Annotated in this window: 23 protein-coding genes and 1 pseudogene; 16 read left to right on the forward strand and 8 right to left on the reverse strand. The window is 70.2% G+C overall.

What is annotated here, in order from left to right; genetic code table 11:
• Positions 1 to 101 (reverse strand): annotated as a pseudogene (locus D8Y23_RS17105) (gluconate 5-dehydrogenase); the annotation flags it as partial.
• Complete coding sequence (locus tag D8Y23_RS09925) at positions 98 to 1120, reverse strand: zinc-dependent alcohol dehydrogenase (RefSeq protein WP_240663861.1); 1023 nt, start codon at positions 1118 to 1120, stop codon at positions 98 to 100. The pseudogene D8Y23_RS17105 and the gene D8Y23_RS09925, both read right to left, overlap by 4 nt.
• Positions 1121 to 1269: 149 nt before the next feature.
• Here D8Y23_RS09925 and D8Y23_RS09930 point away from each other — a divergent pair, with 149 nt between their 5' ends.
• The 4 genes from D8Y23_RS09930 to D8Y23_RS09945 all read left to right on the forward strand — a co-directional run bounded on the left by D8Y23_RS09930 (position 1270) and on the right by D8Y23_RS09945 (position 4865).
• Positions 1270 to 2637 (forward strand): ABC transporter substrate-binding protein, encoded by a 1368-nt coding sequence (locus D8Y23_RS09930; RefSeq protein ID WP_128217982.1) that lies wholly within the window; start codon positions 1270 to 1272, stop codon positions 2635 to 2637.
• A gap of 128 nt (positions 2638 to 2765) precedes the next feature.
• Complete coding sequence (locus tag D8Y23_RS09935) at positions 2766 to 3608, forward strand: carbohydrate ABC transporter permease (protein WP_240663862.1); 843 nt, start codon at positions 2766 to 2768, stop codon at positions 3606 to 3608.
• Positions 3595 to 4539, forward strand: a complete 945-nt coding sequence (locus D8Y23_RS09940; protein WP_240663863.1) for a carbohydrate ABC transporter permease — start codon at positions 3595 to 3597, stop codon at positions 4537 to 4539. Before D8Y23_RS09935 ends, D8Y23_RS09940 begins: the two co-directional genes overlap by 14 nt.
• 2 nt (positions 4540 to 4541) lie before the next feature.
• Positions 4542 to 4865 carry an L-rhamnose mutarotase gene (locus D8Y23_RS09945; RefSeq protein ID WP_240663864.1) on the forward strand — a complete coding sequence of 108 codons (324 nt, stop codon included), beginning with the start codon at positions 4542 to 4544 and terminating at the stop codon, positions 4863 to 4865.
• Between the two features lie 44 nt (positions 4866 to 4909).
• Here the strand turns inward: D8Y23_RS09945 and D8Y23_RS09950 are convergent, their stop codons facing one another.
• The gene (locus D8Y23_RS09950) at positions 4910 to 5674 is read right to left on the reverse strand and encodes a FadR/GntR family transcriptional regulator (RefSeq protein WP_128217984.1); all 765 of its coding nucleotides are present in this window, start codon (positions 5672 to 5674) and stop codon (positions 4910 to 4912) included.
• Positions 5675 to 5683: 9 nt separating this feature from the next.
• Positions 5684 to 6868: a mandelate racemase/muconate lactonizing enzyme family protein gene (locus D8Y23_RS09955; RefSeq protein WP_128217985.1), complete on the reverse strand. Its 1185-nt coding sequence runs from the start codon at positions 6866 to 6868 to the stop codon at positions 5684 to 5686.
• 117 nt (positions 6869 to 6985) lie between these two features.
• Between D8Y23_RS09955 and D8Y23_RS09960 the strand changes: the two genes are divergently transcribed.
• Genes D8Y23_RS09960 through D8Y23_RS09975 form a run of 4 tightly spaced genes read left to right on the forward strand, consistent with a single transcriptional unit; the run spans position 6986 to position 10461 of the window.
• Positions 6986 to 7954 (forward strand): aldo/keto reductase, encoded by a 969-nt coding sequence (locus tag D8Y23_RS09960; protein ID WP_128217986.1) that lies wholly within the window; start codon positions 6986 to 6988, stop codon positions 7952 to 7954.
• A 49-nt stretch (positions 7955 to 8003) separates the two neighbouring features.
• A complete protein-coding gene (locus D8Y23_RS09965; protein ID WP_128217987.1) occupies positions 8004 to 8852 on the forward strand; it encodes a fumarylacetoacetate hydrolase family protein in 849 nt (282 codons plus the stop codon).
• The gene (locus D8Y23_RS09970) at positions 8849 to 9607 is read left to right on the forward strand and encodes an SDR family NAD(P)-dependent oxidoreductase (RefSeq protein WP_128217988.1); all 759 of its coding nucleotides are present in this window, start codon (positions 8849 to 8851) and stop codon (positions 9605 to 9607) included. The genes D8Y23_RS09965 and D8Y23_RS09970 overlap by 4 nt, the downstream gene beginning before the upstream one ends.
• A complete protein-coding gene (locus tag D8Y23_RS09975) occupies positions 9604 to 10461 on the forward strand; it encodes an amidohydrolase family protein (protein ID WP_128217989.1) in 858 nt (285 codons plus the stop codon). Before D8Y23_RS09970 ends, D8Y23_RS09975 begins: the two co-directional genes overlap by 4 nt.
• A gap of 242 nt (positions 10462 to 10703) precedes the next feature.
• Here D8Y23_RS09975 and D8Y23_RS09980 read toward each other — a convergent pair whose 3' ends face one another.
• Positions 10704 to 11372, reverse strand: a complete 669-nt coding sequence (locus D8Y23_RS09980) for a TetR/AcrR family transcriptional regulator (RefSeq protein ID WP_128217990.1) — start codon at positions 11370 to 11372, stop codon at positions 10704 to 10706.
• A 209-nt stretch (positions 11373 to 11581) separates the two neighbouring features.
• Here D8Y23_RS09980 and nirB point away from each other — a divergent pair, with 209 nt between their 5' ends.
• The 5 genes from nirB to D8Y23_RS16805 are packed head-to-tail and all read left to right on the forward strand — an operon-like array spanning position 11582 to position 17619.
• Entirely contained in the window at positions 11582 to 14164 is a 2583-nt protein-coding gene (gene nirB / locus D8Y23_RS09985) for a nitrite reductase large subunit NirB (protein ID WP_128217991.1), read from the forward strand.
• The gene (nirD, locus tag D8Y23_RS09990) at positions 14161 to 14553 is read left to right on the forward strand and encodes a nitrite reductase small subunit NirD (protein ID WP_428844475.1); all 393 of its coding nucleotides are present in this window, start codon (positions 14161 to 14163) and stop codon (positions 14551 to 14553) included. The genes nirB and nirD overlap by 4 nt, the downstream gene beginning before the upstream one ends.
• Positions 14550 to 15800, forward strand: a complete 1251-nt coding sequence (gene cobA / locus D8Y23_RS09995; RefSeq protein WP_128217992.1) for a uroporphyrinogen-III C-methyltransferase — start codon at positions 14550 to 14552, stop codon at positions 15798 to 15800. Before nirD ends, cobA begins: the two co-directional genes overlap by 4 nt.
• Positions 15797 to 16936, forward strand: coding sequence for a uroporphyrinogen-III synthase (locus D8Y23_RS10000; RefSeq protein ID WP_128217993.1), 1140 nt, complete (start codon positions 15797 to 15799; stop codon positions 16934 to 16936). Before cobA ends, D8Y23_RS10000 begins: the two co-directional genes overlap by 4 nt.
• A complete protein-coding gene (locus tag D8Y23_RS16805; protein WP_164878198.1) occupies positions 16933 to 17619 on the forward strand; it encodes a sirohydrochlorin chelatase in 687 nt (228 codons plus the stop codon). The genes D8Y23_RS10000 and D8Y23_RS16805 overlap by 4 nt, the downstream gene beginning before the upstream one ends.
• 39 nt (positions 17620 to 17658) lie before the next feature.
• Here the strand turns inward: D8Y23_RS16805 and D8Y23_RS10015 are convergent, their stop codons facing one another.
• From D8Y23_RS10015 to D8Y23_RS10025, 3 genes are read right to left on the reverse strand one after another with little or no spacing between them, the layout of a single operon-like run.
• On the reverse strand, positions 17659 to 19224 hold the full coding sequence (locus D8Y23_RS10015; protein WP_128217994.1) for an FAD-dependent oxidoreductase: 1566 nt from the start codon (positions 19222 to 19224) through the stop codon (positions 17659 to 17661).
• Positions 19217 to 21280 carry a molybdopterin oxidoreductase family protein gene (locus tag D8Y23_RS10020; protein ID WP_128217995.1) on the reverse strand — a complete coding sequence of 688 codons (2064 nt, stop codon included), beginning with the start codon at positions 21278 to 21280 and terminating at the stop codon, positions 19217 to 19219. Before D8Y23_RS10020 ends, D8Y23_RS10015 begins: the two co-directional genes overlap by 8 nt.
• 8 nt (positions 21281 to 21288) lie before the next feature.
• Positions 21289 to 22683, reverse strand: coding sequence for an MFS transporter (locus tag D8Y23_RS10025; RefSeq protein WP_128217996.1), 1395 nt, complete (start codon positions 22681 to 22683; stop codon positions 21289 to 21291).
• Between the two features lie 234 nt (positions 22684 to 22917).
• On the opposite strand from D8Y23_RS10025, the gene D8Y23_RS10030 reads away from it, so the two are divergent.
• The 3 genes from D8Y23_RS10030 to D8Y23_RS10040 all read left to right on the forward strand — a co-directional run bounded on the left by D8Y23_RS10030 (position 22918) and on the right by D8Y23_RS10040 (position 25142).
• Positions 22918 to 23229 carry a hypothetical protein gene (locus D8Y23_RS10030; RefSeq protein ID WP_128217997.1) on the forward strand — a complete coding sequence of 104 codons (312 nt, stop codon included), beginning with the start codon at positions 22918 to 22920 and terminating at the stop codon, positions 23227 to 23229.
• A 539-nt stretch (positions 23230 to 23768) separates the two neighbouring features.
• Positions 23769 to 24113, forward strand: coding sequence for a histone-like nucleoid-structuring protein Lsr2 (locus D8Y23_RS10035; RefSeq protein WP_128217998.1), 345 nt, complete (start codon positions 23769 to 23771; stop codon positions 24111 to 24113).
• A gap of 15 nt (positions 24114 to 24128) precedes the next feature.
• A complete protein-coding gene (locus tag D8Y23_RS10040; protein ID WP_128217999.1) occupies positions 24129 to 25142 on the forward strand; it encodes a DUF4238 domain-containing protein in 1014 nt (337 codons plus the stop codon).
• Positions 25143 to 25161 lie beyond the last annotated feature (19 nt).

Raw genomic sequence — 25161 nt, forward strand, 5'->3', positions numbered from 1 at the left:
CCCGCGTCCGCGAGGGCGGATGCCATCGCCAGGCCGATGCCGCGGCTCGCGCCGGTGACGAGCGCGGCGCGGCCCGTCAAGTCGAAGAGGGTGGCGCTCACTGGTCGCCCCCGACCGCGACGAGGAGCTTCAGAGCCTGCCCCGCTTCCAACGCGGTGAACGCGTCTCCGGTCCGCTCCAGGGGAACGACATCGGTGATGAGGGTGTCCGCGGGGATGGCGCCGGCGGCGAGCAGCTCGACCGCGGTCTCGAAGTCGCGTCGTTGGTAGACACGCGCGCCGAGCAGGCGCAGTTCGCGCCAGAACACGCGCTGGAGGTCGACCTCTCGGGGCTGGGGATGGATGGCGACGACGACGATGGTTCCGCGCACCTTGGCGAGAGCGGTCATTCCCCGCACGGCCGCGGCAGCGCCCGACACCTCGAACACGACGTCCGCGCCCGCCCCTCCTGTCCATTCCTGCACCCACTGCGCCTGATCGGTCGCCAGCGGGTCGAGGGTTCGGAAGCCGAGACCGTCGATGGTCGCCCGGCGGCCGGCATCCGGTTCGATGACGACGACGTCGGCGCCCTCGTTGCGGGCCACGCTCGCGATGAGCACGCCGATCGGGCCGCCGCCGATGACCACAGCGGTGTCACCCGCGGTGAGCTCGGAGCGGCGGACGTCGTGCACGGCGACGGCGACGGGCTCGACGAGGGCGCCGGCGCGCAGTGTCAGTTCCTCGGGCAGGCGCACGAGAGTCCCGGCGGGCACGTTCCACAGCTCCTGCAGGGCCCCGGGGGAGTCGATCCCGATGAAGTCGAGGTTCTGGCAGATGTGCTCGTTGCCCGCGAGGCATGCGGGGCACGTGCCGTCCCAGTCCAGGGGCATGACCGTGACGCGGTCTCCTGGCATCCATCCCGCCACGTCGGAGCCGACGGCGGTGATGACACCGCTCATCTCGTGGCCGAAGACGAGGGGGTGGGTCACGCGCGCGTCCATGTCGCCGTGGAAGATGTGGAGGTCGGTGCCGCAGAGGCCGGTGTAGGCCACCCGGATCTGGACCTGTCCCGTGCCCGGGGCCGTGGGATCGATGTCGACGGGATTAACGGTTCGAGCCGAGATGTACTGAAGTGCGCGCACGGCGGGGTCCTCTCCGGTGAGAGCGGATGGGGTCCACATCCGCCCCTTCACTGTACGGGGGTTTTCCTCATAGGTCACATGTATGATCTAATGAGATCGCGCCGCAAAGCGGTGAGTCGTCAACGACGTCGACCAAGTGAGGACTGGAAATGGCAACACAGCACCGTCGCTTCATCCGATTCGCCCGTTTCGGCGCCCTGGCCATCGCCGGGGTGACGGCCGTCGCCCTGAGCGGCTGCAGCCCCGACGCCGGCGGAGGAGACACCTCGCTGGGCTTCAGCCAGGCAGAGCAGGAACCGGGCAGCCCGATCACCGTGTGGGTGGATGCCACCCGCGAACCCGTCATCGAGGCCTTCCGTACCGCGCACCCCGACATCGAGGTCAACGTCGAGACCTACGACGGCAACGCCAGCGGATCGGCGAGCCTGCAGACCCGCATCGCGCTGTTCGACCAGGCCGGCGAAGGCTGGCCGGACGTCGTGTTCTCGACGCAGAACAACGACGCCTCCTGGGCCTCGCGCGAGTCGAACGGCCAGCAGGCTTTCGCCGCGCCCGTGAACAAGGGCTGGTTCGAGGACGACTTCCTCGAGGGCTTCACGCCCGGATCCCTCGACCCGCTCACCATCGACGGCACCACCTACGGCCTCCGCAACGACCTCGCCCAGGTCGTGTTCTGGTATGACCAGGCGCTGTTCGACCAGTTCGGGTACGACGTCCCCACCACGTGGGAGGAGTACGAGCAGCTCAGTGACCGGGTCGCGCAAGAGCACCCCGGCTACCTGTTGGGCTCGGTCGGTGACGGCTTCCTCGGCTCGTACGTCTACTACTGGGGCGCTCAGGCACCGATCTTCCAGCTCGACGGCAACGATTTCACGTCGGACTTCGACGCGCCCAACTCTCAGCGCATGACCGAGATGCTCGACCACATGGTCGACAACGGCACGCTGTCCACGGCGTCGGTGTTCGGCTCGGACTTCATCCAGCAGGCGCAGGGCAAGCTCCTCGGCATGCCCGGACCCGTCTGGTTCACCGGCGCCCTGTTCCAGAACCCGGACAGCCTGAACGTTCCCGCCGGCCAGCTCGGCGCGGGCACCCCGCTGCACTGGGAGGGCGAGGACATCGGAACCGGCAACGTCGGTGGTGGCACCTGGCTCGCCTCCAGCCACTCCAAGAACCTCGACGCCGCGAAGACCTTCATGGAGTTCGCGACGAGCTCGGACGAATACCAGGTCGATCTCGCGCCCGGCTACCCCGCCTATGCGGACGCGGGTGAGAAGTGGATCGCGCAGCAGGCCGCGGACGGCTACTTCGTCGGCGACTTCGAGCAGACCGTGATCGACGCCGCCGGACAGGTGTGGAGCGGGTGGGGCTTCCCGAGCTTCAGCGCCGAGACCGCGTACAGCAAGGTGGTACTGCCGGCGCTCGCCGCGGGCCGGACCATCGGTGACGTGGCCGGCGACTGGCAGGCCGAGATCCTCAACGAAGCCCAGGTGCAGGGCTACACCGTCACGCGCTGACCCCGCTCGATCCCACGAAAGGCCAGGCCATCGTCACTTCAACGATGACGCCCCTCTCCGCCGGCGCCGAAACGCGCCGGCGGAGAGGCGAGCAACGGCGTCGAAACCCGAATCGTTCCCAGTCCGCGATGGCGTACGCCTTCAGCTCGGGCTACGGCATCCTGTTGCTCCTGTTCGGGCTGGGGCCGGCGCTGTACGCGGTGTATCTCGCGTTCACGCAGGCCGGTCGGTTCGCCGGTGTCGACAACTTCGTGCGCGTCTTCGCGGACTACCGCTTCTGGCCGGCGGTGCAGCACGTCTCGACCTACCTCGTCATCTGGCTCGTGTTCCAGATCGTGTTCGTGGTGCTCCTCGCGCTGATCGTTCACAATTTCGCGTCGCGGTGGCTGTCGACCTCCGCCCGATTCGTCTACTACATCCCCGGGGCGCTCGCCGGCGCCTCCAGCGTGCTGCTCTGGCTGTTCCTCCTCGACCCGACGGTCAGCCCCGTGTCCGGAATCCTCCGGGCGCTCGGATTCGACTCGTTCGTGGCGACCGTCTCCCTCGACAACCTCCCCGTCATCTTCACGATCGTGTCGTTCTGGACCGGGGCGGGGCAGTGGATCGTCATCATGTACGGCGCGCTGAACAACATCAGTCCCGAGATCATGGAGGCGTCGCGCATCGACGGCGCGGGACCCGTGAAGACCGCCTGGTACATCCAGCTACCGCTGCTGCGGAAGTGGATCTCGTACATGGTCGTGATGTCGATCGCGGCGGGCAGCCAGCTGTTCGTCGAACCCCGCGTCTTGTCTCAAGCGAGCAAGGGGGTCGTCCCGCAGGACTACTCGCTCAACCAGCTCGCCTATCTCTACGCCTTCCGGCAGAACGACTTCAACGGCTCGGCGGCCATCTCTCTCATCCTCCTGGCCGTCGCCCTGATCCTGGCTGCCTTCTTCGTCTTCCGAGGAGGACTCTTTGAGCGCGACTGAAACCGCGACCCTGCTGCGTGCCGACGAGTACGCCCGCACGTCGCGTCGACGCCGTCGGACCCTGACGCCCGGAGAGTGGCTGGGGCGTGCCCTCGCGGCCGTCGTCGCGATCTTCTTCGCCGTGTTCTTCATCCTCCCGCTGGCGTGGCTCATCCTCGCGCCGACCAAGACGCCGCGCGAGCTGCTCCTGGGCGGTCCGTTCGACTTCGGCGCCTTCTCGACGCTGGCGGAGAACTGGAACACCCTCATGGCGTTCCAGAACGGCATCGTCTGGACCTGGCTCGGCAACGCGGCGCTCTACACCGGTGCCGCCCTGGTCCTGACGCTGTTGGTGACCATCCCCGCCGGGTACGCGCTGGCGATGATCGACTTCCGGCTCCGCCGAGCGCTCCTCGCGGTGACGCTCGTGATCATGCTGATCCCGAGCACCGCCCTCGTGCTGCCGACCTTCCTCGAGTTGAGCGCGGTGCGGTTGATCGGGAATCCGTTGGCGGTCATCCTCCCGTTCTCGTTCTTCCCCTTCGGCGTGTACCTCACGTACATCTACTTCTCCACGAGCATCTCGAAGGACCTCCTGGATGCCGCCCGCATCGACGGCGCGGGGGAGTGGCGGGTGTTCTGGCGCGTCGCCATGCCCCTGGCGACCCCGGTCATCGCCCTCGTCGGCTTCTTCAACGTCGTCGGCAACTGGAACAACTACTTCCTGCCGTTCGTGATGGTGCCGGGGCGCCGTGCCCCCATCCAGGTCGGGCTCGCGGAGCTGTTGTCGAACGTGCCGCTGTTCAACCCCACGTCGGCCGGGTCGGTGACGATCGAGCTTCCCGTGCTGGCGCTGGCGACGCTCGTCTCGGTTCTCCCCGTGCTGCTGATCTTCCTGTTCTCGCAGCGGTTCCTCGTCACGGGCATGACCGCCGGCGGGACGAAGGAGTGAGCGTGCTGCGGGTGGCGATGGTCTGCCGGATGGTTCCCGAGAAGCGCGAGGAGTATCTCGCTCTCCACCGGGCGGTCTGGCCCGGCGTGGAGCAGACGCTCCGCGAGGGGAACATCCGCAACTTCTCGATCTTCGTGCGCGGTGACGTGCTCTTCGGCTACTACGAGTACGTCGGCGACGATCTCGCTGCCGACGACGCGAAGATGGCCGCCGACCCGGTCACGCAGGAGTGGTGGGCGCGGACGGGTCCGTGCCAGGTGCCGTTCGACGACGACGGGTCCGAGCCCAACTGGCAGATCATGACCGAGGCCTGGCACCTGGACTGATCCGGGATGCCGGCGGGCTCAGTGCTCGCGCGCGGCGGTCGCGGTCAGCGTTCGCGAGCGGTGGGGAAGCGTCGGCGCTGCCAGGCGTCGAGGATGTGCGCCCGCATCGCGGCCTCGGCCTCGACGGGGTCGCCCGCCGCGATGGCGTCATGCACGCGGCGGTGTTCCTCGAGCGTGAGGTGGAACGCGTCGGTCGACTGGTTGCCGACGAAGCGCGCCGACTGCCGCGCACGCGTGAAGAGGATCTTCGTGATGCTGCTGGCCAGTTCGTTGCCAGAGAGTGTCATGACGAGGAAGTGGAAGTCGAGGTCGGCATCCGGGAAGACCTCGGGGTCTTCGACCGATTCCTCCATGCGCGCGAGGGATGCCGTGATCTCCGCGATCTGCTCCGGTGTTCCGTGCTGCGCGGTCGCGGCCGACATCGATCCCTCGAGTGCGGCGCGGATGATCGAGATCTCGTCGAGCACGCCGAGGGACGAATCGTTCTCGAGGAGGACGGCCAGGACCACCGGGTCCAGGACGTTCCACGACGTCTTCGGCTGCACGGTGGTGCCGCGCCCGGGGGCGACGCTGATGAGCCCCTTCTCCTCGATTCGCTTGACCGACTCGCGGATGACGGTGCGGCTGACGGCGAAGTGCTGCGCCAGCTTCTCTTCCGGGGGCAGGGTGTCGCCGGGCGGGACGTCGCCCTTCACGATGGCTTCGACCAGATCGTGCACCACGGCGACGCCGAGGCGGGCCGTCGGGGTACGCGGGGTCGAGCTGCGCAGGGCCGACGTGGTGTCGGCGGGCGCGGTCTCCTCACTCATGCGGTCAGCCTAGCCGCGGCCCTCAGTGCTCCCGGGAAGGTCGTGCCGGTCGCTTTCGGGGACGAGGCGCAGCCCCGCACGGTCGGGGCGCACGTGCGGGCCGGCGCCGACGAGCCAGCTCCCGCCGCGTTCGCCGGCCTCGGCGATCGCCGCCTCGTCGACGCTCACACCGTGTCCGGGAGTGTCGCCGAGGACGATGCCGCCGTCGGCGAACTGCTGGTCGATGTGCAGGCCGAACGGCGAGCCGAGATCCTGCACCTCTGCACTGAGGTGGTTCGGGACGGCGACGGCGGCGTGGGCCACGGCCTGGTTGGCGGTCACGCCGACCGGGCTGATCGGCAGGTCGCGGCCGTGAGCGAGCATGGCGACGCGGAGGAAGTGCGTCACGCCCCAGGTGCATCCGACCTGCACGACGTCCACGCCACCGGCATCCATCAGGGGGCGGAACTGCTCGAGGCCCGTCAGGTTCTCGCCGGTGGCCACGGCCGCCCGGATGCTGCGGGTCAGCCGCGCGTGTCCGTCGGCGTCCCAGCGGCGCAGGGGCTCTTCCACCCAGGTCAGGTCGATGTCGCGCTCCAGTTCGCTGACGTAGCGCACGGCTTGCTTGAGGTTCCACGACTCGTTCGCGTCGAACATGACCGCCGGCCGTCGGGAGTTGCGGCCCATGGCGTCACGGATGATGTGCAGGCGGCGGCGGTCGGCGTCCAGGTCGACGCCCCCCTTGAGCTTGCCGCTGCTGAATCCCAGGTCGGCCATCTCGGCGTAGAACCCCGCGAGTTCATCGTCGGAGAGGGCGATGTCCAGGCCCGACGCGTAGCCGGTGACGAAGCGGTCGCGCGCGCCGAGGAGACGCCAGAGCGGTTCTCCCGCGGCCTTGGCCTTGATGTCCCACAGGGCCATGTCGAAAGCGCCGATGCTGCCGAAGGTGGCGCCGGCGTGCCCCGCCTTGAATACTCGCGCGAGCATCCGGTCGTACAGGGCGGTGACCGCGCGAGGATCCTCGCCGTCGATGGCGGGGAAGAGGCGGGCGAGGTCGGCGACGTGACCGGTGCCGACGCCGGTGATGCCGGCATCGGTGTCGACCAGGACGACGGACTCCTCGGTGATGCCGGACGCGATGTGCCCGTTGACGTCCCCGATGGGGCGCCCCCACTCGCGGAACGTGCGCAGCACGCGGTAGCCGGTGACCTTCATATCGCCCTTGACTTTCTCCTGCGGCGGGCTCGACCTGAGCCCCTAAAGAACATACATCATATGTTAGTCTCGATCCCGGTGAGACGACAGCGATGTCCACGGACGACGGAGATGAAAATGCGTACGCGATCCACCCCGAAAACGCCGGCTCTCACCGAGATCGGATTCGGCGGCGCACAGATCGGCAACCTGGGGCGCGAGGTCGACGACGACACGGCTCGTCTGACTGTCGACACGGCGTGGGATGCCGGCATCCGGTACTTCGACACCGCTCCGCACTACGGACTCGGCCTGTCCGAGCGCCGACTGGGCGCGGCCCTGCGCGATCGTCCGCGCGAGGAGTACGTCCTCTCCACCAAGGTCGGCCGCCTGCTCGTGGACTCTCCCGAGACCGCGCACCGTCTCGACGACGACGGTTTCGCCGTCCCGGCCGCGGTCGTCCGGCGGTGGGACTTCTCGCGTGACGGCGTGATGCGCTCGGTCGAGGAGAGCCTGGACCGCCTCGGCGTGGACCGCATCGACATCGCGTACCTGCACGATCCCGACGCGCACTGGGATGCCGCGTCGACCACCGGCGTCGGTGCTCTCATCGAGTTGCGCGAGCAGGGGGTCGTGCGCGCCGTCGGGGCCGGCATGAACCAGGCGTCCATGCTCGCCGACTTCGTCGAGCGCTGCGACGTCGACATCGTCATGGTCGCCGGTCGATACACGCTCCTCGACGACGCGGCCGCGGAGCGCCTGCTGCCGCTCGCTGCCGAACGAGGGGTCGGGGTCGTGGCGGCGGCCGTGTACAACTCCGGCCTGCTCAGCCACCCGCGTCCGGCGCCGGACGCGACCTACGACTACACACGCGCCTCCTCCGACCTGCTCGAGCGTGCCCACCGCATCGCCGACATCTGCGAGCGGTACGGGGTCGATCTCCCGTCGGCGGCCATCGCCTACCCGCTGCGCCGCGACGAGGTCGTATCGGTCGTCGTGGGGATCCGCACCGCCGCGCAGGCCGAATCGACGGTGGAGCGCTACCGCGCCCGCGTGCCCGAGGAGATGTGGCGAGAGCTGACCGCGACCGGGGTGGTCGCGCAGTGAGGCGCGCGAGAGACGCGCGCCCGGACACCGACGGAGAGGACGCCGACGCATGAGGTTCGCCAGGAGAGGAGCCCCGGGCTCCGAACGCCCGATCGTCGAGATCGACGGACACCCGTACCTCGTCCCCGCAGAACTCGGCGACCTCGACGGCCGGTTCTTCGAGGACGGCGGGCTGGAACGACTCGCCGGGATCGATCCCTCGACCCTCGCTGCCTTCGACGCGGAGTCGACCGAGCGATGGGCGGCGCCCCTCGCGCAGCCCGGCAAGGTCGTGTGCATCGGCCTGAACTACCGCGATCACGCCGCCGAGACCGGCGCCGCGCTGCCCGCGGAGCCGGTCGTCTTCATGAAAGACCCCTCGACGGTCGTCGGCCCCTTCGACGACGTGCTCATTCCGCGCGGGTCGGTCAAGACCGACTGGGAGGTGGAGCTGGGCGTCGTCATCGGCCGCACCGCGCGGTACCTCGACTCGACCGAGAGCGCCGCGGATTGCATCGCGGGGTACGTCCTCTCGCACGATGTCAGCGAGCGCGAGTTCCAGCTCGAGCGTGGCGGCCAGTGGGACAAGGGCAAGAGCTGCGAGACCTTCAACCCGTGCGGACCGTGGTTCGTGCCGGCATCCGAGGTTCCGGATCCGCAGTCGCTGCGGCTGTGGGCGAGCGTCAACGGCGAGATGCGCCAGGACGGGTCCACCGCCGACATGGTGTTCCCGGTGCTCGAGGTGGTGCGCTACCTCTCGCAGTTCATGGTTCTGCGGCCCGGAGACCTCATCAACACCGGCACACCGGCGGGAGTCGGACTCGGGATGCCGGAACCCCGGTACCTGCGCGACGGCGACGTCGTGGAGTTGGGGATCGACGGCCTCGGAACCGCCCGTCAGAGGATGGTGCAGGCGTGACCGCGCCGCTCGCCGGACTCGTCGCCGTCGTCACGGGCGGGGGCTCGGGCATCGGCTTGGCGACCGCCCTGCTGCTGCGGGATCGGGGCGCCTCCGTGTGGTGTCTCGACGCGGCGGAGGGGGAGACCGCCGAGGGCACCCGCCGCCTGACGTGCGATGTGCGCAACGGGGCATCGGTGGCGGCGGCGCTCGCCGAGGTCGGCGCCGAGGAGGGCCGCGTCGACGTCCTGGTCAACAACGCCGGGATCAGCGCCGTCGGCAGCGTCGAAGCGTTCGACGAAGACGAGTGGGCGCGCGTGCTCGATGTCAACGTCGTGGGTATGGCTCGCGTGAGCGCGGCGTCTCTGCCGTGGCTGCGGCGGTCCGAGCACCCGGCGATCGTGAACGTGTGCTCGATTGCGGCGCTCAACGGTCTACCCGACCGCGCGCTGTATTCGGCATCCAAGGGTGCCGTCTACGCGCTCACCCTCGCGATGGCCACCGACCACGTCAGCGAGGGCATCCGCGTGAACGCGGTCAGCCCCGGCACGGTCGAGACGCCCTTCGTCACCCGCATGCTCGAGGGGTTCGACGACCCTGTCGCCGAACGCCGCGCTCTGGAAGCCCGTCAGGCCACCCGACGGCTGGTGCAGCCCGAGGAAGTCGCGCGCGCGATCGCCTACCTCGCCGACCCGGATGCCACGTCGACCACCGGTACGATCCTCGACGTGGACGGCGGCGTGACACGGCTACGCGTGCGGGCGGGGACGGCATGATCGACGCCCATGTTCACCTCTGGGACCCTTCGGCGCTGACGTACGAGTGGCTCGAAGGCACCCCGGTGCGCCACGCGATGCTCCCCGAACACTACGAGGCCGACGCGCCGGGTGTCCGCGGCGCAGTGTTCGTCCAGGCCGCCGACGGCGACACCGATCCGGTGGCCGAAGCGCGCTGGGTCGAGGGTCTCGAGTGGCCCGCGCTCCGCGCGATCGTGGCCGGGGCCGATCTCGCGGCTCCGCTGTCCGCGATCACCGACCAGCTCGACGAGTTGGCGACGCTGCCGCACGTCACTGGCATCCGGCATTTGCTGCAAGACCTCGATGTGGCGACCTTCCCGGCCCTCGTGCCCGGGCTCACGGCGCTGGCCGCCCGCGGCGGCACGTTCGACGCGTGCCTCCGCCATGCGCAGCTGCCGGCGTTGATCGCGATGCTCCGCGACGTGCCCGGGCTGACGGTCGTCGTGGACCACGTCGGCAAACCCCCGATGGATGCCGGGATCGACAGCCCCGCGGGAGCGGCGTGGGCGCGGTCGCTCGCCGTGCTGGCTGATCGGCCGCGGACCTTCGTGAAGCTTTCGGGATTGACCCCCGAAGCGCGCGACGTCGGCGAGGTCGATCGCCACGCGGCCGGCTTCCTCGCGCACGCCGTCGAGGCCTTCGGTCCGGAGCGGGCGATGATCGCCAGCGACTGGCCGGTGAGCTCGACCTTCGGCGCCGCAGGGTCGTTTGCGGAATGGGTCGAGCGGGTGCGCGCTGTCGTCCCGGCCGCGGGGTGGGACGAGGTGGCCGAGGGGACGGCCCTGCGCGCGTACCTCCCGGGCGGCGACCCCGCGCTGGCGCGCCGCGCGTAGATCGGCACCGGCGCGCGTCGTGCGGCGCAAGGGATTCGGTGTCCAAAACACGCGGACGCGCCGGTGCGGCATCCGCGTGTCTTGGACACTGAAGTGAGGGGGGCGACCCGGCCCCCGGGTGACGCGCCGACCACCCTCGGTGGGGTCGCCGTCCGTAGGGTTTCGGTGTCCAAAACACGCGGACGGGCCGGCGCGGCATCCGCGAGTCTTGGACACTCAACCGGTGTTGGCGCCGCCGCGGCCTACTGCGGCAGGCTCGCGCGCAGGCGGCGCGTGACCTCGGCCGCCGGCATGCGGCGGGGGAAGGCGGCGACGATGAGGTCGTCGCCCGCGGCGTCGTCGCCGTCGGGGTGCACGCCGTAGCGCCGGAGCACGTCGTCGAGAGCACGACGGAGAGTGGATGCCGGCACCCGCGCGCCGCGCATGAGGCGGCGCAGCACGTGGTTGTGGACGGCCGTGACGAGGGCCGCGAAGCCGACGGCATCCAGGGGGTCGAGGCCGGGGAGCGCTTCGCGCAGGTACTGGTCGAAGAGGCGCTCGTACCGGAACACCGTCACGATCTCGCGGTCGCGCAAGACCGGCACCTCGCGCACGATCGCGTAGCGGCGGCGGGCGAGCTCGGGGTCGGCGGCGAAGTGTCGGAACACGCGGATGCACGCGTCGCAGACCGCGGCCCACGGGTCGTCGTGCGGCTGCGACAGGAAGGCGCGGGTCTCGTCGAGGAGCGCCTCGTGGTCGGCGAACACGACGTCTTCCTTGCCGCCGAACTGCCGGAAGAACGTCGACCGCGACACTCCCGCCGCTTGCGCGATCTGCTCGACCGACGTCTGGTCGTAGCCGCGCTCGGCGAACAGCGCGATCGCGGCGGCAACGACAGCGGTGCGGCCGGGAGGAGCGGGCACGTCGGTCATGTGGGGAAGCCTATCCGGGGGTCTCCCGCGAGAGCGGTGACCGGGAAGAGCGCCCCGGTGCCGTCGACAGTTCCCGCAAGCAACCGGTGCGACGCGGTGACGCCGACGGAAAAAGCTCACACGGGCCGAGCGCCGCCGTGAGATAAACGTTCGCCGCAGGTAACGCGGGGGACGAGCTCGGCGAAACCTCGCCTGCTTACGGTCGAGGCATGGTCTCTTCGAGCTCCTCGTCCGGTTCGGTCGTCGTGGTCGGTGCGGGAATGGTGGCGCACCGCTTCGTGGAGAGCCTGACCGCCCGCGACCCCGAGGGCCGCTGGTCGGTCACGGTGCTCGGCGACGAGAAGTACGAGCCGTACGATCGCGTGGGTCTCACGGGCTACTTCGGCGGCAAGACGGCCGAGGACCTCGCTCTCGACGCACGGGTGCTCACGCACGAGCGGGTGAGCGTGCGTACCGGCTCGCGCGTGGTGAGGATCGACCGGGAGAATTGTGAGGTCGCCACCGCGGACGGTGCGACCCATCGCTATGACCGCCTGGTCCTCGCCACCGGTTCCTTCGCCGCCCGTCTGGCGCTGGACGGCTTCGATCACGAGGGCTGCTTCGTCTACCGCACGCTCGATGACGTCGCAGGGATCCGGGTGTGGGTGGCTCGGCGTACCGCGCAGCTCGGTCGCCCCCTGCGCGGCGCGGTGGTCGGTGGCGGGCTGCTCGGGCTGGAGGCTGCGGGAGCGCTGCAGGCCGAGGGCGTCGCCCCCTTCGTTCTCCAGTCGAACGAGCGTCTGATGTCGGCGCAGCTCGATCTCGGCGGGGCCAAGGCGCTGGAGCGTCTGATCGAGGCGCGGGGCATCGACGTCCGCACGTCCTCGGTGACGACCCGGGTGGATGCCGACCGGTCGGGGGCCGTGTGCGGACTGGAGCTGCGCGACGGCAGCTGGGAGCCGGTCGACATCGTCGTCTTCACGGTCGGCGTGCGGCCGCGCGATGAACTCGCCCGCGCCGCCGGCCTTCGGGTCGACCCGCGGGGTGGTGTCGTCATCGATGGGGGCTGCGACACCTCCGACCCGGCGATCCTCGCCATCGGTGAGGTCGCGAGCTTCGAGGGGCAATGCATCGGTCTCGTGGCCCCGGGGTACGCGATGGCCGAGGTCGCCGCGACCCGTCTGCTCGGTGGTGAGGCCGCCTTCCCCGGCTTCGACACGTCCGCCAAGCTCAAGCTCTCGGGCGTCGAGGTCGCGAGCTTCGGGGACGCGTTCGCCGAGACTCCGAACGCCCTCGATGTCACCTATGCCGACCCCGTGTCGGGGGTCTACAAGAAGCTCGTGCTGAGCGACGACGCGCAGACGCTGCTCGGCGGCATCCTGGTCGGCGACGCTTCGGCCTACACCGCGCTGCGCCCGCTCGTCGGCCGCGCTCTCGGGGGAGACCCTGCCGCCTACCTCATGCCGTCCGACCTCGCGCCCGCCCCGCAGGGCGACCTGCCCGCGGATGCCATCGTGTGCTCGTGCAACGGCGTGACCGCCGGGACGGTCCGGGATGCCGTGACCGAGCACGACTGCGCGGATGCCGCCGAGGTCAAAGCGTGCACGAAGGCGGGAGCGGCATGCGGTTCGTGCTTCACGCTCTTGAAGAAGCTCGTGGCCGCGGAGCTCGCGGCATCCGGAAAGGAAGTCTCGAACGGTCTGTGCGAGCACTTCTCGTTCACTCGCGCGCAGCTCTTCGACGCCGTGCGCGTCTCGGGGCTGAAGACCTTCACCGCCATCGTCGAACGCTTCGGCACCGGTCGCGGCTGCGACATCTGCAAGCCGGCACTCGCGAGCATCCTGGCGAGCCTCTACTCGGAGCACGTGCTCTCGGGCGAACTCGCGACGATGCAGGACACCAACGACCACGTGATGGCCAACATCCAGCGCGACGGCAGCTACAGCGTCGTTCCGCGCATCCCCGGCGGCGAGATCACGCCCGAGGGACTCGTCGTGATCGGCGAGGTCGCGCGCGACTTCGGTCTCTACACGAAGATCACGGGCGGTCAGCGCATCGACCTGTTCGGCGCCCGTCTCGATCAGCTGCCCGCGATCTGGAAGCGCCTGGTCGACGCCGGGTTCGAATCGGGCCACGCGTACGGCAAGTCGCTGCGCACCGTGAAGTCGTGCGTCGGCTCGACCTGGTGCCGGTACGGCGTGCAGGACTCGGTCGGCATGGCCGTGCAGCTCGAGTTGCGGTACCGCGGCTTGCGCTCGCCGCACAAGCTGAAGTTCGGCGTCTCGGGATGCGCGCGCGAGTGCGCCGAGGCCCGCGGTAAGGACATCGGCGTGATCGCCACCGAGGCGGGCTGGAATCTCTACGTCGGCGGCAACGGCGGCTTCACGCCCCGCCACGCGGTCCTGTTCGCCGAGGGACTCGACGACGACGGACTGCTCCGGGCCATCGACCGCTTCCTGATGTTCTACATCCGCACCGCCGATCGGCTGCAGCGGACGGCCCCGTGGGTCGAGGAGTACGAGGGCGGCCTCGAGGCACTGAAGGGCGTCGTGTTCGACGACACGCTCGGCGTCGCCGACGATCTCGACCGAGCGATGGCATCCCACATCGACGCGTACGAGGACGAGTGGGCGGCGACCCTCGCCGACCCCGAGAAGCTCAAGCGCTTCCAGAGCTTCGTCAACGCCCCCGAGGTCGCCGACCCCTCGCTCGCCTACGTCGCCGAGCGCGGCCAGGCCCGACCGGCCACCGAAGAGGAGCGCACCTCGGGCACGGTCTTCATCGGCGGCACGACCCTGGCGGTGCGCTCGTGACGATCCTGGATGCCACCACCCCCGAGGCCGAGACCATGACCACCGATCCGTGGACCCGCGTGTGCCGCGTCGACGACCTGCTCGTCGAGCGCGGGGCCGCCGCCCTCATCGACGGTCGACAGATCGCGCTGTTCCGCACGTTCGACGGTCGCATCTACGCCACCGACCAGATCGACCCGTTCAGCGGAGCGGCCGTGCTCTCGCGCGGTATCGTCGGCGACCGTGCGGGCGTGCCGACCGTGGCATCCCCCATGTACAAGCAGGTCTTCGACCTGCGCACCGGAGCGTGCCTCGATACGCAGGGCAAGGAACCGCTGAGCGTCCGGGTGCACCCGGTCGCGGTGACCGACGGCGTCGTGTTCGTCCGAATCTCAGGAGACCCCCGATGATCGCTCTCGCAGGACTGGACCTCACCGACCGGCTCGTCGTCTGCGTCGGCGCAGGCTCCGTCGCCGAACGGCGTATCGCGCGGCTGCGCGCGGCGGGCGCCGTCGTGCGTCTTGTCGCTCCGGTCGCGACCGAGGGTCTCGCGGCGCTCGCCGCGGCCGGCGACATCGAGTGGCACGAGCGCCCCTTCGCGCCCGAAGACCTCGACGATGCCTGGTTCTGCCACACGGCGACCGGGTCGGCGTCCGTGGATGCCGCGGTGGTCGCCGCCGCCGAGGCGCGCCGGGTGTGGTGCGTCAACGCCGGGCACGGGGGCAAGGGCACGGCGCGCCTCGCCGCCGAGACCACGAGCGGCGACGTGATGGTCGGCGTCGTCTCGACCGCGGGCGCCGACCCGCGCCGCACCGTCGCCGTGCGCGACGCCATCGCCCAGCGCCTCGCCGAAGGCGCCCTTCCGCTCCGCCGCCGACGTCGCCCGCTCGTGGGGAGCGTGGCGCTCGTCGGCGGCGGCCCTGGCCCGATCGACCTGCTGACCGTCCGCGCCCGTGCGCTGCTCGCCGAGGCCGACGTCGTCGTGCACGACCGGCTCGGACCCACGGGCGTCCTCGCCGAGCTCGGCGACGACGTCGAGCTCGTCGACGTCGGAAAGCGTCCACAGCACCACCCCGTGCCGCAGGACGAGATCAACGCGATCCTCGTCGATCGCGCGGCCCGGGGACTTCGCGTCGTCCGGCTGAAGGGCGGCGACCCGTTCGTCTACGGGCGGGGCGGAGAAGAGGTCATCGCCTGCCGCGCCGCCGGAATTCCGGTCGAGGTCGTGCCCGGTATCTCGAGCGTGATCGCGGTGCCCGCGGCAGCCGGAGTCCCGGTGACCCACCGGGGCGTCGCCGGTACCCTTCATGTTGTGAACGGTCAGGAGCACCCCGGCGAGGCCACGCTCGCGGCGCTTCGGGATGACCGCGCCACCGTCGTCGCGTTGATGGGCGTGAGCGCACTTCCTCGCTTCGCTGCCGCAGCGCTCGCGGCGGGCGCCCCGGCGTCACGGCCGGTCGCCTTCGTCGAGAACGGCCACACGCCGGCGCAGCGCACGATCCGCACGACGCTCGGCGCGGCTGTTCAGGATGCCGAGGCGCACGGCCTGGCCAATCCCGCGGTGCTCGTCTTCGGCGACGTCGCCCGCCCCGATCTGCTCCTGCCGGCCTCGGCCGCCGAGCCCGTCGGGGCGGCGCCCTCCCCGGGCATCGGGTGACGGCACCGCCTCGCGCGATCAGCACGGTGCTCCTCGGATGCACCGTGCTGCTCCCCGTCGATCGGCGGTCGGGGGAGTTGTCGGCCGCGCTCGAACGCCACGGCGCGCGGGTTCGCGTCGCTCCGGCGTTGACGATCGTGCCCCACGTCGACGACGAGGAACTGATCGCCCAGACCCGAGCCCTCGTCGACGACCCGCCCGACGTCGTCGTCGCCACCACGGGCGTGGGATTTCGTGCATGGATGGAGACGGCCGACGAGGCGGGACTGCATGACGCCCTCGCGCCCGTTCTCGATGCCGCGCGTATCGTCGCGCGCGGCCCCAAGGCGCGGGGGGCTATTCAGCAGGCGGGGTTCGAAGCCGATTGGGTGGCCGAGAGCGAGACGTCGGCGGAGTTGCGCGACTTCCTCGTCGCCGAGGGCATGGATGGCCTGCACGTCGCCGTCCAACACCACGGCTCGGGGGCCGACGGCCTCGACGAAGCATTCGAAGCCGCGGGGGCCCGGGTGACGAGCCTGACCATCTACCGGTGGGGCCCGCCGCCCGACCCGGAGGTCGTCGCGGCGTCGACGCAGCAGGTCGCGCGCGGAGAGATCGACGCCGTCCTCTTCACCTCGGCGCCCGCAGCCCGCGAATGGATCCTCGCGGCCGAACGGGCCGATGCGCTCGACGGAGTGGTGTCCCGTGCCGCGCGGGGGCAGGTACTGGTCGCCGCCGTCGGCCCCATCACGGCGGGTCCCCTGATCGAGGCGGGGATCACCCCCCTCATCCCCGACCGCGGTCGCCTCGGCGCACTCGTGCGCGCCGTGGTCACGCACTACGGCGGACCCGCCGCTCCGCTTATCCCGACCACGGCCGGTCGACTCGGCATCCGCTCCTCGGGGATCGTGCTCGACGGGACGTTCACCGCGCTGCAACGCACGGGGGTGGAGCTCCTGCGCGCCCTGGCGATCCAACCCGGGGCCGTCGTGTCGCGCGCAGACCTGGTCGCCGTGCTGACCACTGCGGGGGCGTCCGCTCACGCGGTGGAGGTCGCGGTGGCCCGGACGCGGGAGGCGCTGAACGGAACCGACCTGATCCGCACGGTCTACAAGCGCGGATATCGGCTCGATGTGATCGACGAGGAGGACTCGTGACCGCTGTGCTCATCGCGTGCGCCCACGGGACGCGATTCGAAGAGGGACGCGTCGTCGTCCGGGAGTTGCTCGACCTCCTGCGCGCCACGGCGCCCGACGACGTCGAGGTACTCGAGGCCTACGTCGACGTGCACGGGCCGTTCGTCGCGGATGTGGTCGAGTCGGCGCGCGAGCGCACGTCCGACATCGTGATCGTGCCGCTGCTGCTGTCGACCGGCTACCACACCGAGGTCGATCTGCGGGAGGCGGCAGACGGTCTTCCCGTCGCGGCGCCCCTCGGCCCGCACCGGCTGCTCGCCGAGATCCTCGCCGACCGCGTCCGCGACGCTGGAGCCGGATCCGACGACACCGTCATCCTGGCGGCCGCCGGTTCCACGCGGCCCGGCGCGGTGGTCGATGTCGAGGGCATGGCGGCGATGATGGCGGATGCCGGGGTGCGAGGCCCCGTCGTCGCGGCCTATGCCGCCGCCTCCGAGCCGCGCATCCCCGATGCCGTGGCGTCTGCGCGCGCGAACGGGCACCGGACGGTTGCGGCGAGTTACGTGCTCGCGCCCGGGCACTTCTCACGCGTCATCGAGAGCGCGGATGCCGATGTGACCTCGGCCCCGATCGGCGCCGATCCGCGGGTCGCCGCGGTGGTGTGGGAGAGGTGGCGAGAGGCACGCGGCGGCGACCGGCCCTGAGCGCCCTGTCCGCGCGCTACCCGCGCGCGGAACGGACCCTCACGCCGGGACGGCCTCGCGTGCCAACAGCTCGGTGATGCGGCCCACGCATCCGCCGCATCCGGTTCCGGCACGAGTGGATGCCTTGACGCAGGCGAGCGTCGGCTCTCCGGCCGCGGCGGCGTCGCGAATCGCGCCCGCGCTGACGCCGTTGCACCAGCACACCGTTGCATCCGCGGCGAACGGGTCGGCGCTCACCGTCATGCCGGCGTCGTCCGCGTCCAGCCGCAGCAATGACGACCGGTCGGCGGGCAGCTCCGACCCGCGTTCGAACAGCAGCGTCAGCTCCGCGCCGGTGCGCGGCATCCCGACCGAGACGAAGCCGGTCAGCACCCCGTCGACGGTGACGAGCTTGACGTAGGCACCCCGAGCGGGGTCCGCCCAGATCGTGACCTGGGGGCCGTGGCATCCGGGCGCGTGCGCGAAGGGATCGGCGTCGACTTCGCCGCCGGCGACGACGTCGATGCCTTCGGCTTTGAGCATGACCACCGCGGGACGTTCAGCCGGCGCGGCCGCCGCGGTGTCCGTCGACAGCAGCGCCGCGAGCCGGTCGGCCTGACGCCACCCCGGCCCCACGAGGCCGCTCGGCCCGCCCGGCACGCGGCCGTGCGCGTCGGCGTCCGCCGGGTCGGCGACGTGCGCGCAGTCGCCGATCGCGTACACCCGCTCGTCGCTCCACGACCGCGACGCGGCATCGACCAGGATGCCGGTCGAGGTGGCGAGCCCGGCGTGGACGGCGAGTTCGGTGCGGGCGCCGACTCCGCACGACAGCACGAGCAGGTCGCCCGCGAGCACTCGGCCGTCGGCGCACGTGAGCCCGTCGAACCAGGCCCGACCGTGGTCGTCGTAGCGGTGCACGATGCTCTCGGCGCGCGCGTGATGCGCCATCGTGACGCCCGCCGCGCTCGCCGCGGCCGCCAGCACGCGTCCACCGTTCTCGTCGAGCGTCCGGTTCATGGGAGCGGCGGAGTGGTACGCCACCGTCACCTCGGCACCGGCCTCGGCCGCGGCGAGGGCCAGCTCCATTCCGAGCACGCCCGCGCCGAGAACGACGATCCGCCGCCCGGAGGTCACCGCGGCGCGTACCTGTTCGGCGTCGGCGAGGTCACGCAGGGCCACGACCCCGCGCGGGAGCGGAGCGGTCCCGAGGTCGAGCGTCTCGGGTGCTCCGGGACGTGCGACGCGGTCGCGGCGCGCTCGTTCCATTCCGGCGAGCGTCGGCACGTTCGCGCGGGCGCCGGTGGCGAGCACGAGCCGGTCGTATGGCATCCGGATGCCATCGTTCAGGCGCACGACCCGGGGGTGACGGTCGATCCCGACCACCGCGCTGCCGAGATGGAACCGCACGCCGACGTCTTCGGCCGCGCGGCGGTCGCCCATGTCGAGGCCCTCGCGGTCCATGCGCCGAACGGCATACTCCGCGAGGAGCACGCGGTTGTAGACGTCGTGCGTCTCGGCGCCGACGACGGTGAGGTCGATGCGTCCGTCGCGGACCGCGGGCAGCAGCCCCTCGACGAGCCGCGCTCCGACCGGCCCGTAGCCGACCAGGATCACCCGTTCAGACATGTGCGCCTCCCTCGATCGACACACGCACGCGCGTGCGTTTGAACTCCGGCATCGCCGACGTGGGGTCGACGATCGACTCGGTGAGCCGGTTGGCGCATTCGTCGCCGGCGTAGTGGAACGGCAGGAACACGGTGTCGTGCCGGATGTCGGTCGTCACGCTCGCCCGCGCTCGCACGGTGCCGCGCGCGTTCGAGACCGCGACGAGATCGCCTTCCCGGATGCCGAGCCCCGACGCCGTCGCCGGATGGATCTCGAGCCGCGCCTCGGGGCGCGCAGCGTTCAGCTCGGCGACCCGGCGCGTCTGCGTCCCGGACTGGTACTGCTGCAGGTAGCGGCCGGTGACGAGGGTGAGCTCGCCGCCGCCATCGGTGGGCGTCGGGGGCGTGGCATCCACGGGAATGAGACGCGCGCGGCCGTCGGGGTGGGCGAAGCGCTCGATGAAGGGGCGCGGGGTGCTTCCGGAGCGGAACGGCCAGTACGCCTCGACACCGGTGTCGAGCAGGGCGTGCGAGAGGCCCGAGTAGTCGGCGATGCCGCCCTCGGACGCGCGGGCGAGTTCGTCGAACACCTCGGCCGGATCGATGGGCCAGGTGGATGCCGCGCCCAGGCGCCGCGCGAGCTCGGCGAGGATCCACAGCTCGCTGCGTGCGCCGTCGGGCGGTGCCACCGCTCGCCGCCGCCGGATCACCCGGCCCTCGAGCGAGGTCATCGTGCCCTCCTCCTCGGCCCACTGCAGCACGGGCAGCACGATGTCGGCGAGCTCGGCGGTCTCGCTGAGGAAGAAGTCGCACACGATGAGGGTGTCGAGGGCGTTGAGCCCGGCCCGCACGGCCTCGACGTCGGGTGCCGACACGACGACATTCGACCCGGCGACCATCAGCGTCTTCACCGGTTCGCCGAGTTCGCCGAGCAGGGCGGTGGCCGGGATGCCGGCATCCGGGATCTCGTCCGGAGCGATGCCCCACACTCCGGCGACCTGCCGGCGGGCTTCGGGGTCGCGGATCGAGCGGTAGCCGGGGAGCTGGTCGGCCTTCTGCCCGTGCTCGCGGCCGCCCTGGCCGTTGCCCTGCCCGGTGAGGGTGCCGTAGCCCGAGCCCTCGCGGCCGACGAGCCCGAGGACGAGCGCGAGGTTGATCGCGGCCGTGGCGGTCGCGGTGCCGTCGACGTGCTGCTCGACGCCGCGTCCGGTCAAGATGTACGCGCCGCCCGCGGCGAGGCGCCGCGCGGTCTCGCGGAGCTGCGCGACCGGGACGCCCGTGGTGGCCGACGTGCGCTCGGGCCACCACTGCGCGACGCTGCGGCGGACCGCGTCGAAGCCCGTGGTGCGCTCCTCTATATATGTGCGGTCGGCGAGCCCCTCGGCGATCGCGATGTGCGTCAAGCCGAGGAGCAGCGGCAGGTCGGTGCCGGGCGCGGGCTGCAGGTGGAGGCCGGCGCCGTCCTCGGTGAGGCGTGCGGTCGCGGAGCGGCGCGGGTCGACGACGATGAGGCCGCCGTTCGCCCGCGCTCCGGCGAGGTGCGCGAGGAACGGCGGCATGGTCGCGGCGACGTTGGAGCCGAGGAGCAGGATCGTCCGCGCGTCGTCGAGGTCGGTCACCGGAAACGGCAGGCCGCGGTCCATTCCGAAGGCCCGATTGGATGCCGCTGCCGCCGACGACATGCAGAAGCGACCGTTGTAGTCGATGCGAGAGGTGCCGAGCGCGACGCGGGCGAACTTGCCGAGCTGGTACGCCTTCTCGTTCGTGAGACCGCCGCCGCCGAAGATGGCGTTGGCGTCGGGTCCGTGGGCGGCTTTCGTGTTGCGGAACGTGGCGGCCGTGGCATCCAGGGCTTCGTCCCACGTGACTTCGGCGAGGGTTCCGTCGGTCTGGCGGAGGAGTGGCATCCGGAGTCGGTAGGGGGATGCCAAGAGCTCCGCCGACGTCCAGCCCTTGGCGCAGAGTCCTCCCCGGTTGGTGGGGAAGTCGCGCCCGGTGACCGCCGTCTCGCTGTCGTGGAGGACGGTCATGGCGCACTGCAGCGCGCAGTAGGGGCAGTGGGTGTCGACGGAGCTCATGGTGAGCATCAGATGCGGGTGCCGGTCTTCTTCGACATCGTCAGGTAGACGCCCGCGGTGATCGCGAGGAAGACGACGTACGCGCCGATGAACCACGTGAGCGCGGGGACGTACGAGCCGAACGACGTCTTCGACAGGCCGAGCAGCTGCGGGATGAAGAACCCGCCGTACGCGCCGATCGCCGAGATGAGTCCGAGGGCCGCGGCGGCCTTGCGCTGGGCGCCGACGCCGTCCTTCGCGCGGAGGGCGAAGATCGTCGGGATCATGCGGTAGGTCGAGCCGTTGCCGATGCCCGCAGCGGCGAAGAGCACCAGGAAGCAGAGCAGGAAGATCGCGAAGTTCTGCAGCGGCAGGGTCAGGACGACGCTCAGGATGCCGAGACCCATCGCCGTGAACGCGCCGATGGTGATGCGGGTACCGCCGAAGCGGTCGGCGAGCTTGCCGCCGTAGGGGCGGGCGAGCGATCCGACGAGGGCGCCGAGGAACGCGAGGGTCACCGTGGCCGTGCCGATCGTGAAGCCCGTGAAGTCGGGGAACGTGTCGGCCAGCAGCTTCGGGAAGACGCCCGCGAAGCCGATGAACGAGCCGAACGTGCCGATGTAGAGGACGGCGAGGATCCACAGGTGCGGCTCTTTCAGAGCGGCGAGGGATGCCGCGATGTCGGCCTTCGCGGCCGAGAGGTTGTCCATGCGGAAGTACGCACCGACCATCGCGACGAGGATCAGCGGAACCCAGATCAGACCCGCGAGCGGCAGGTTCAGGGTCGCGGCGGCACCGACCGTGATGACGATCGGGACGAGGAACTGCGCGACCGAGGCGCCGAGGTTGCCGCCGGCGGCGTTGAGTCCGAGGGCGTAGCCCTTCTGCGCGGCGGGGTAGAAGAACGTGATGTTCGCCATGGAGCTGGCGAAGTTGCCGCCGCCGAAGCCCGCGAGAGCGGCGATGAGGAGGAGGACTCCGAACGGGGTCGCGGGGTTCGACACCGCGAGGGCCAGGCCGATGCTCGGGATGAGGAGCAGGCCGGCGGAGACGATCGTCCAGTTGCGGCCGCCGAAGCGCGGAACCATGAACGTGTAGGGGATCCGCAGTGTCGCCCCAACGAGGCTCGGCATCGAGATGAGCCAGAAGATCTCGCCCGTCGACAGCTGGAAGCCCGCCGCCGGCAGTGAAACGACCACGACAGACCACAGCTGCCACACGACGAACCCGAGGAACTCGGCGAAGATCGACCACCGCAGGTTGCGGGCGGCGATGGCCTTGCCCTCGGTGGCCCACTGGGCGGCGTTCTCGGGGTTCCAGTTATCGATCCAGCGGCCGGGGCGGTGGACGAGTTGCGGCGCAGCTTCTTGCGTGGCGGCCGCGGGCGGCGTTGCAGTTTCGGGGCGCGGGTCGGTGACGGTCACAGGGATCCTCCGGTCAGCGATGGGGGAGGTGCAGCGCCCCGCATCGACGAGGCGTGCCGCCAGCGTAGGAAGGAGGCGTTACCCGGGACCGCGTCGGGTGGGGCGGCGGGGTAACGATGTGCTCACCGGGGGCGGGAATGGGGGAGAGGGGGAGTTTACGTGAGCGTTACACGGGGCGGGAGGTCTTGCCTCACGTCAGGAACCGACTCGAGCGGCTTCAAGCTGCTGGGAACGGTGTTCGATTCCGACCGCGGAACCAGCCTGGAGGTGTCCGATCCGTTTCGCAATATGTCCAATATCACGCGGCAGAGCGCTGGAGGATGGCTGTCCGACGGCCGGAACCTCTACGTGCTCGAGTACGCGACCGACGACGGACTGGGCAACACGATCTATCCAAAATGGACGCTCGAATGGTCCAAGGTGAACGATTACCGCGTGTACAGCATCGTCAACCTGACCGCGGGTGACGACAAGATCGTCTGGGGCAAGCAGCCGCCCGAGATTCTCGATCAGGCGCGGAGAAACGCTTCATCCACGCTCGACTGAATTGAGTTCCAACTCGTGAAGAGAACGGAATCGGGCTTGGCGCGGTGCAGTTCCTAGGCGCCGAAAGGAATGAGCAACGCAGTGCTAGCGAAAGCACGAACCATTCGCGGCGTACTCGCCGTCGCTACAGTTATAGCGGTCAGCTTCACCAGCTCGGCCTGCGGGTCTCCGGCGGAGACGCCTCCGCCGTCGGCAGGCGCCGTCAAACCGTCTCAAAGCGCGGTCGCTACGTCGACAGCTCCCGTGGTGATACCGATGTGCCCCGGCCGACGCACTCGTCATCCGGCCTCATTGTCGATTACGCGGGATTTGCGAAGTGGGACGCCATCCGAATCCCCGCGATCCCGATGTACGAGCATGACAGGAGGCGATAAACTCGTACCCGATGGAGATCCTGTTGTCATCTACTGGAAAACTGTCGGCGATAAAGAATATGCGACTTCGGTTCGCTGAGGTGGTCGCTGTGCTCCTCGACTCGCCTCTGACCATCGCCGGCGCGGTCAGCGGTACGGCGCGGTGCCGTCGCTAAGGTGTCGGATATGGCGAAGAAGCAGATCACCCAGCTGATTGACGATCTCGACGGCAGCATCCTCGAAGAAGGCGACGGCGTTTCTCTTCGGTTCTCGCTCGAGGGCCGCTCGCATGAGATCGACTTGTCGGATGCCAACGCGGCGAAGCTTCGAGACGCGCTCGGCCCGTTCATCGCAGCCGCTCGCCCCACCTCGGGCACGGCGAGCCCTACGCGGTCGGGCGCTACGCGGTCGACCGGTCGGTCGGCTGACCTCGCGGCCATCCGGGCGTGGGCGAACGAGAACGGCTGCACCGTGAGCTCCCGTGGTCGAGTCCCGCAGCCAGTCATCGAGGCATACGAAGCCAGCCACTGATCGGCTTCGCCCACCGTGGGCACCTCGCGGCCTCCGAGACGCCACCACGTCGTTCCGCGGTTCTACCTCGAAGGCTTCGCAAAGGCCCGTCTCCTCCGAGTCGTCGACCTCCCCGGCGATAACCGGTTCACACAGAGTGTGACAAGCGCGACGGTCGAGAACGACTACTACACCGTCGAGAGCCATCCCGAGGGTGGGGACGTCTTCGAGCGGGCGCTTGGCCGCATCGAAGCTGAGGCGTCGCAGGTGTTTCGGCAGGTCACGCAGGAGAACATGTGGCCGCTCCATCCGGTGGACCGCGAGACGCTTGCCACCTTCATCACCCTGCAGCTTCTCCGTGGCCCGGCCCAACGTGAGCAGCTGAAGCAGACAGCACTTGCAGTGGCGCGGCTGATCATCAGTGCGTCAGGACCTCACGGACTCCAGCGTCTTGCGGCGGCTCACGGTGAGGATCTCTCCGCGGCCGAGGCAAAGAAGACGTGGGAGCAGCTCAGCGCCGACGGTGCCCTCGACGTCACCATCTCCGCGGCTACACATATCGGCCACCTCGGCTACCTGCTCCCGAGACTTCTCAAGTACATTCACGGTCGGCCGTGGGCGCTCGTGCGATTTGAACGCCGTGGTCTGATCACGTCGGATGCTCCCGTCTACATGATTCCGGACCCGAAGATGCCGCCTCACATGCGGATGGGTTTGCAGACCGCGCGCGGCCTCGCCTTCCCCGTGGATAGACGCCACGCCCTCCTCCTCTCCTCTCCCGAACCGTTCATCAGAGGCGGCGTCAGTGTCGAGGAGGTCATGACCGGTGCCTGGGACCTTGCACGGCCCGGCACCACAAAGGACGAACGAGCGGTCAACCTCAGCACCGCCCTCAACGCACGAAAGCGCCTCTACCATCACCCGGACGACGAGCAGTACGTGCCGAGCATCCTGCCTGAGCCAGTTGACTCACATCTCTCGGCTGAGGACATCTACGCGCAACACGGCGAGGACTACCCGGGCGATCCCGAGGACTGGCCAGATTCCTGATCCGGCGGACTCGGGACCG

Origin of the sequence: Microbacterium enclense (genome assembly GCF_004022425.1) — a bacterium.
GTDB classification, from domain to species: domain Bacteria; phylum Actinomycetota; class Actinomycetes; order Actinomycetales; family Microbacteriaceae; genus Microbacterium; species Microbacterium enclense_A.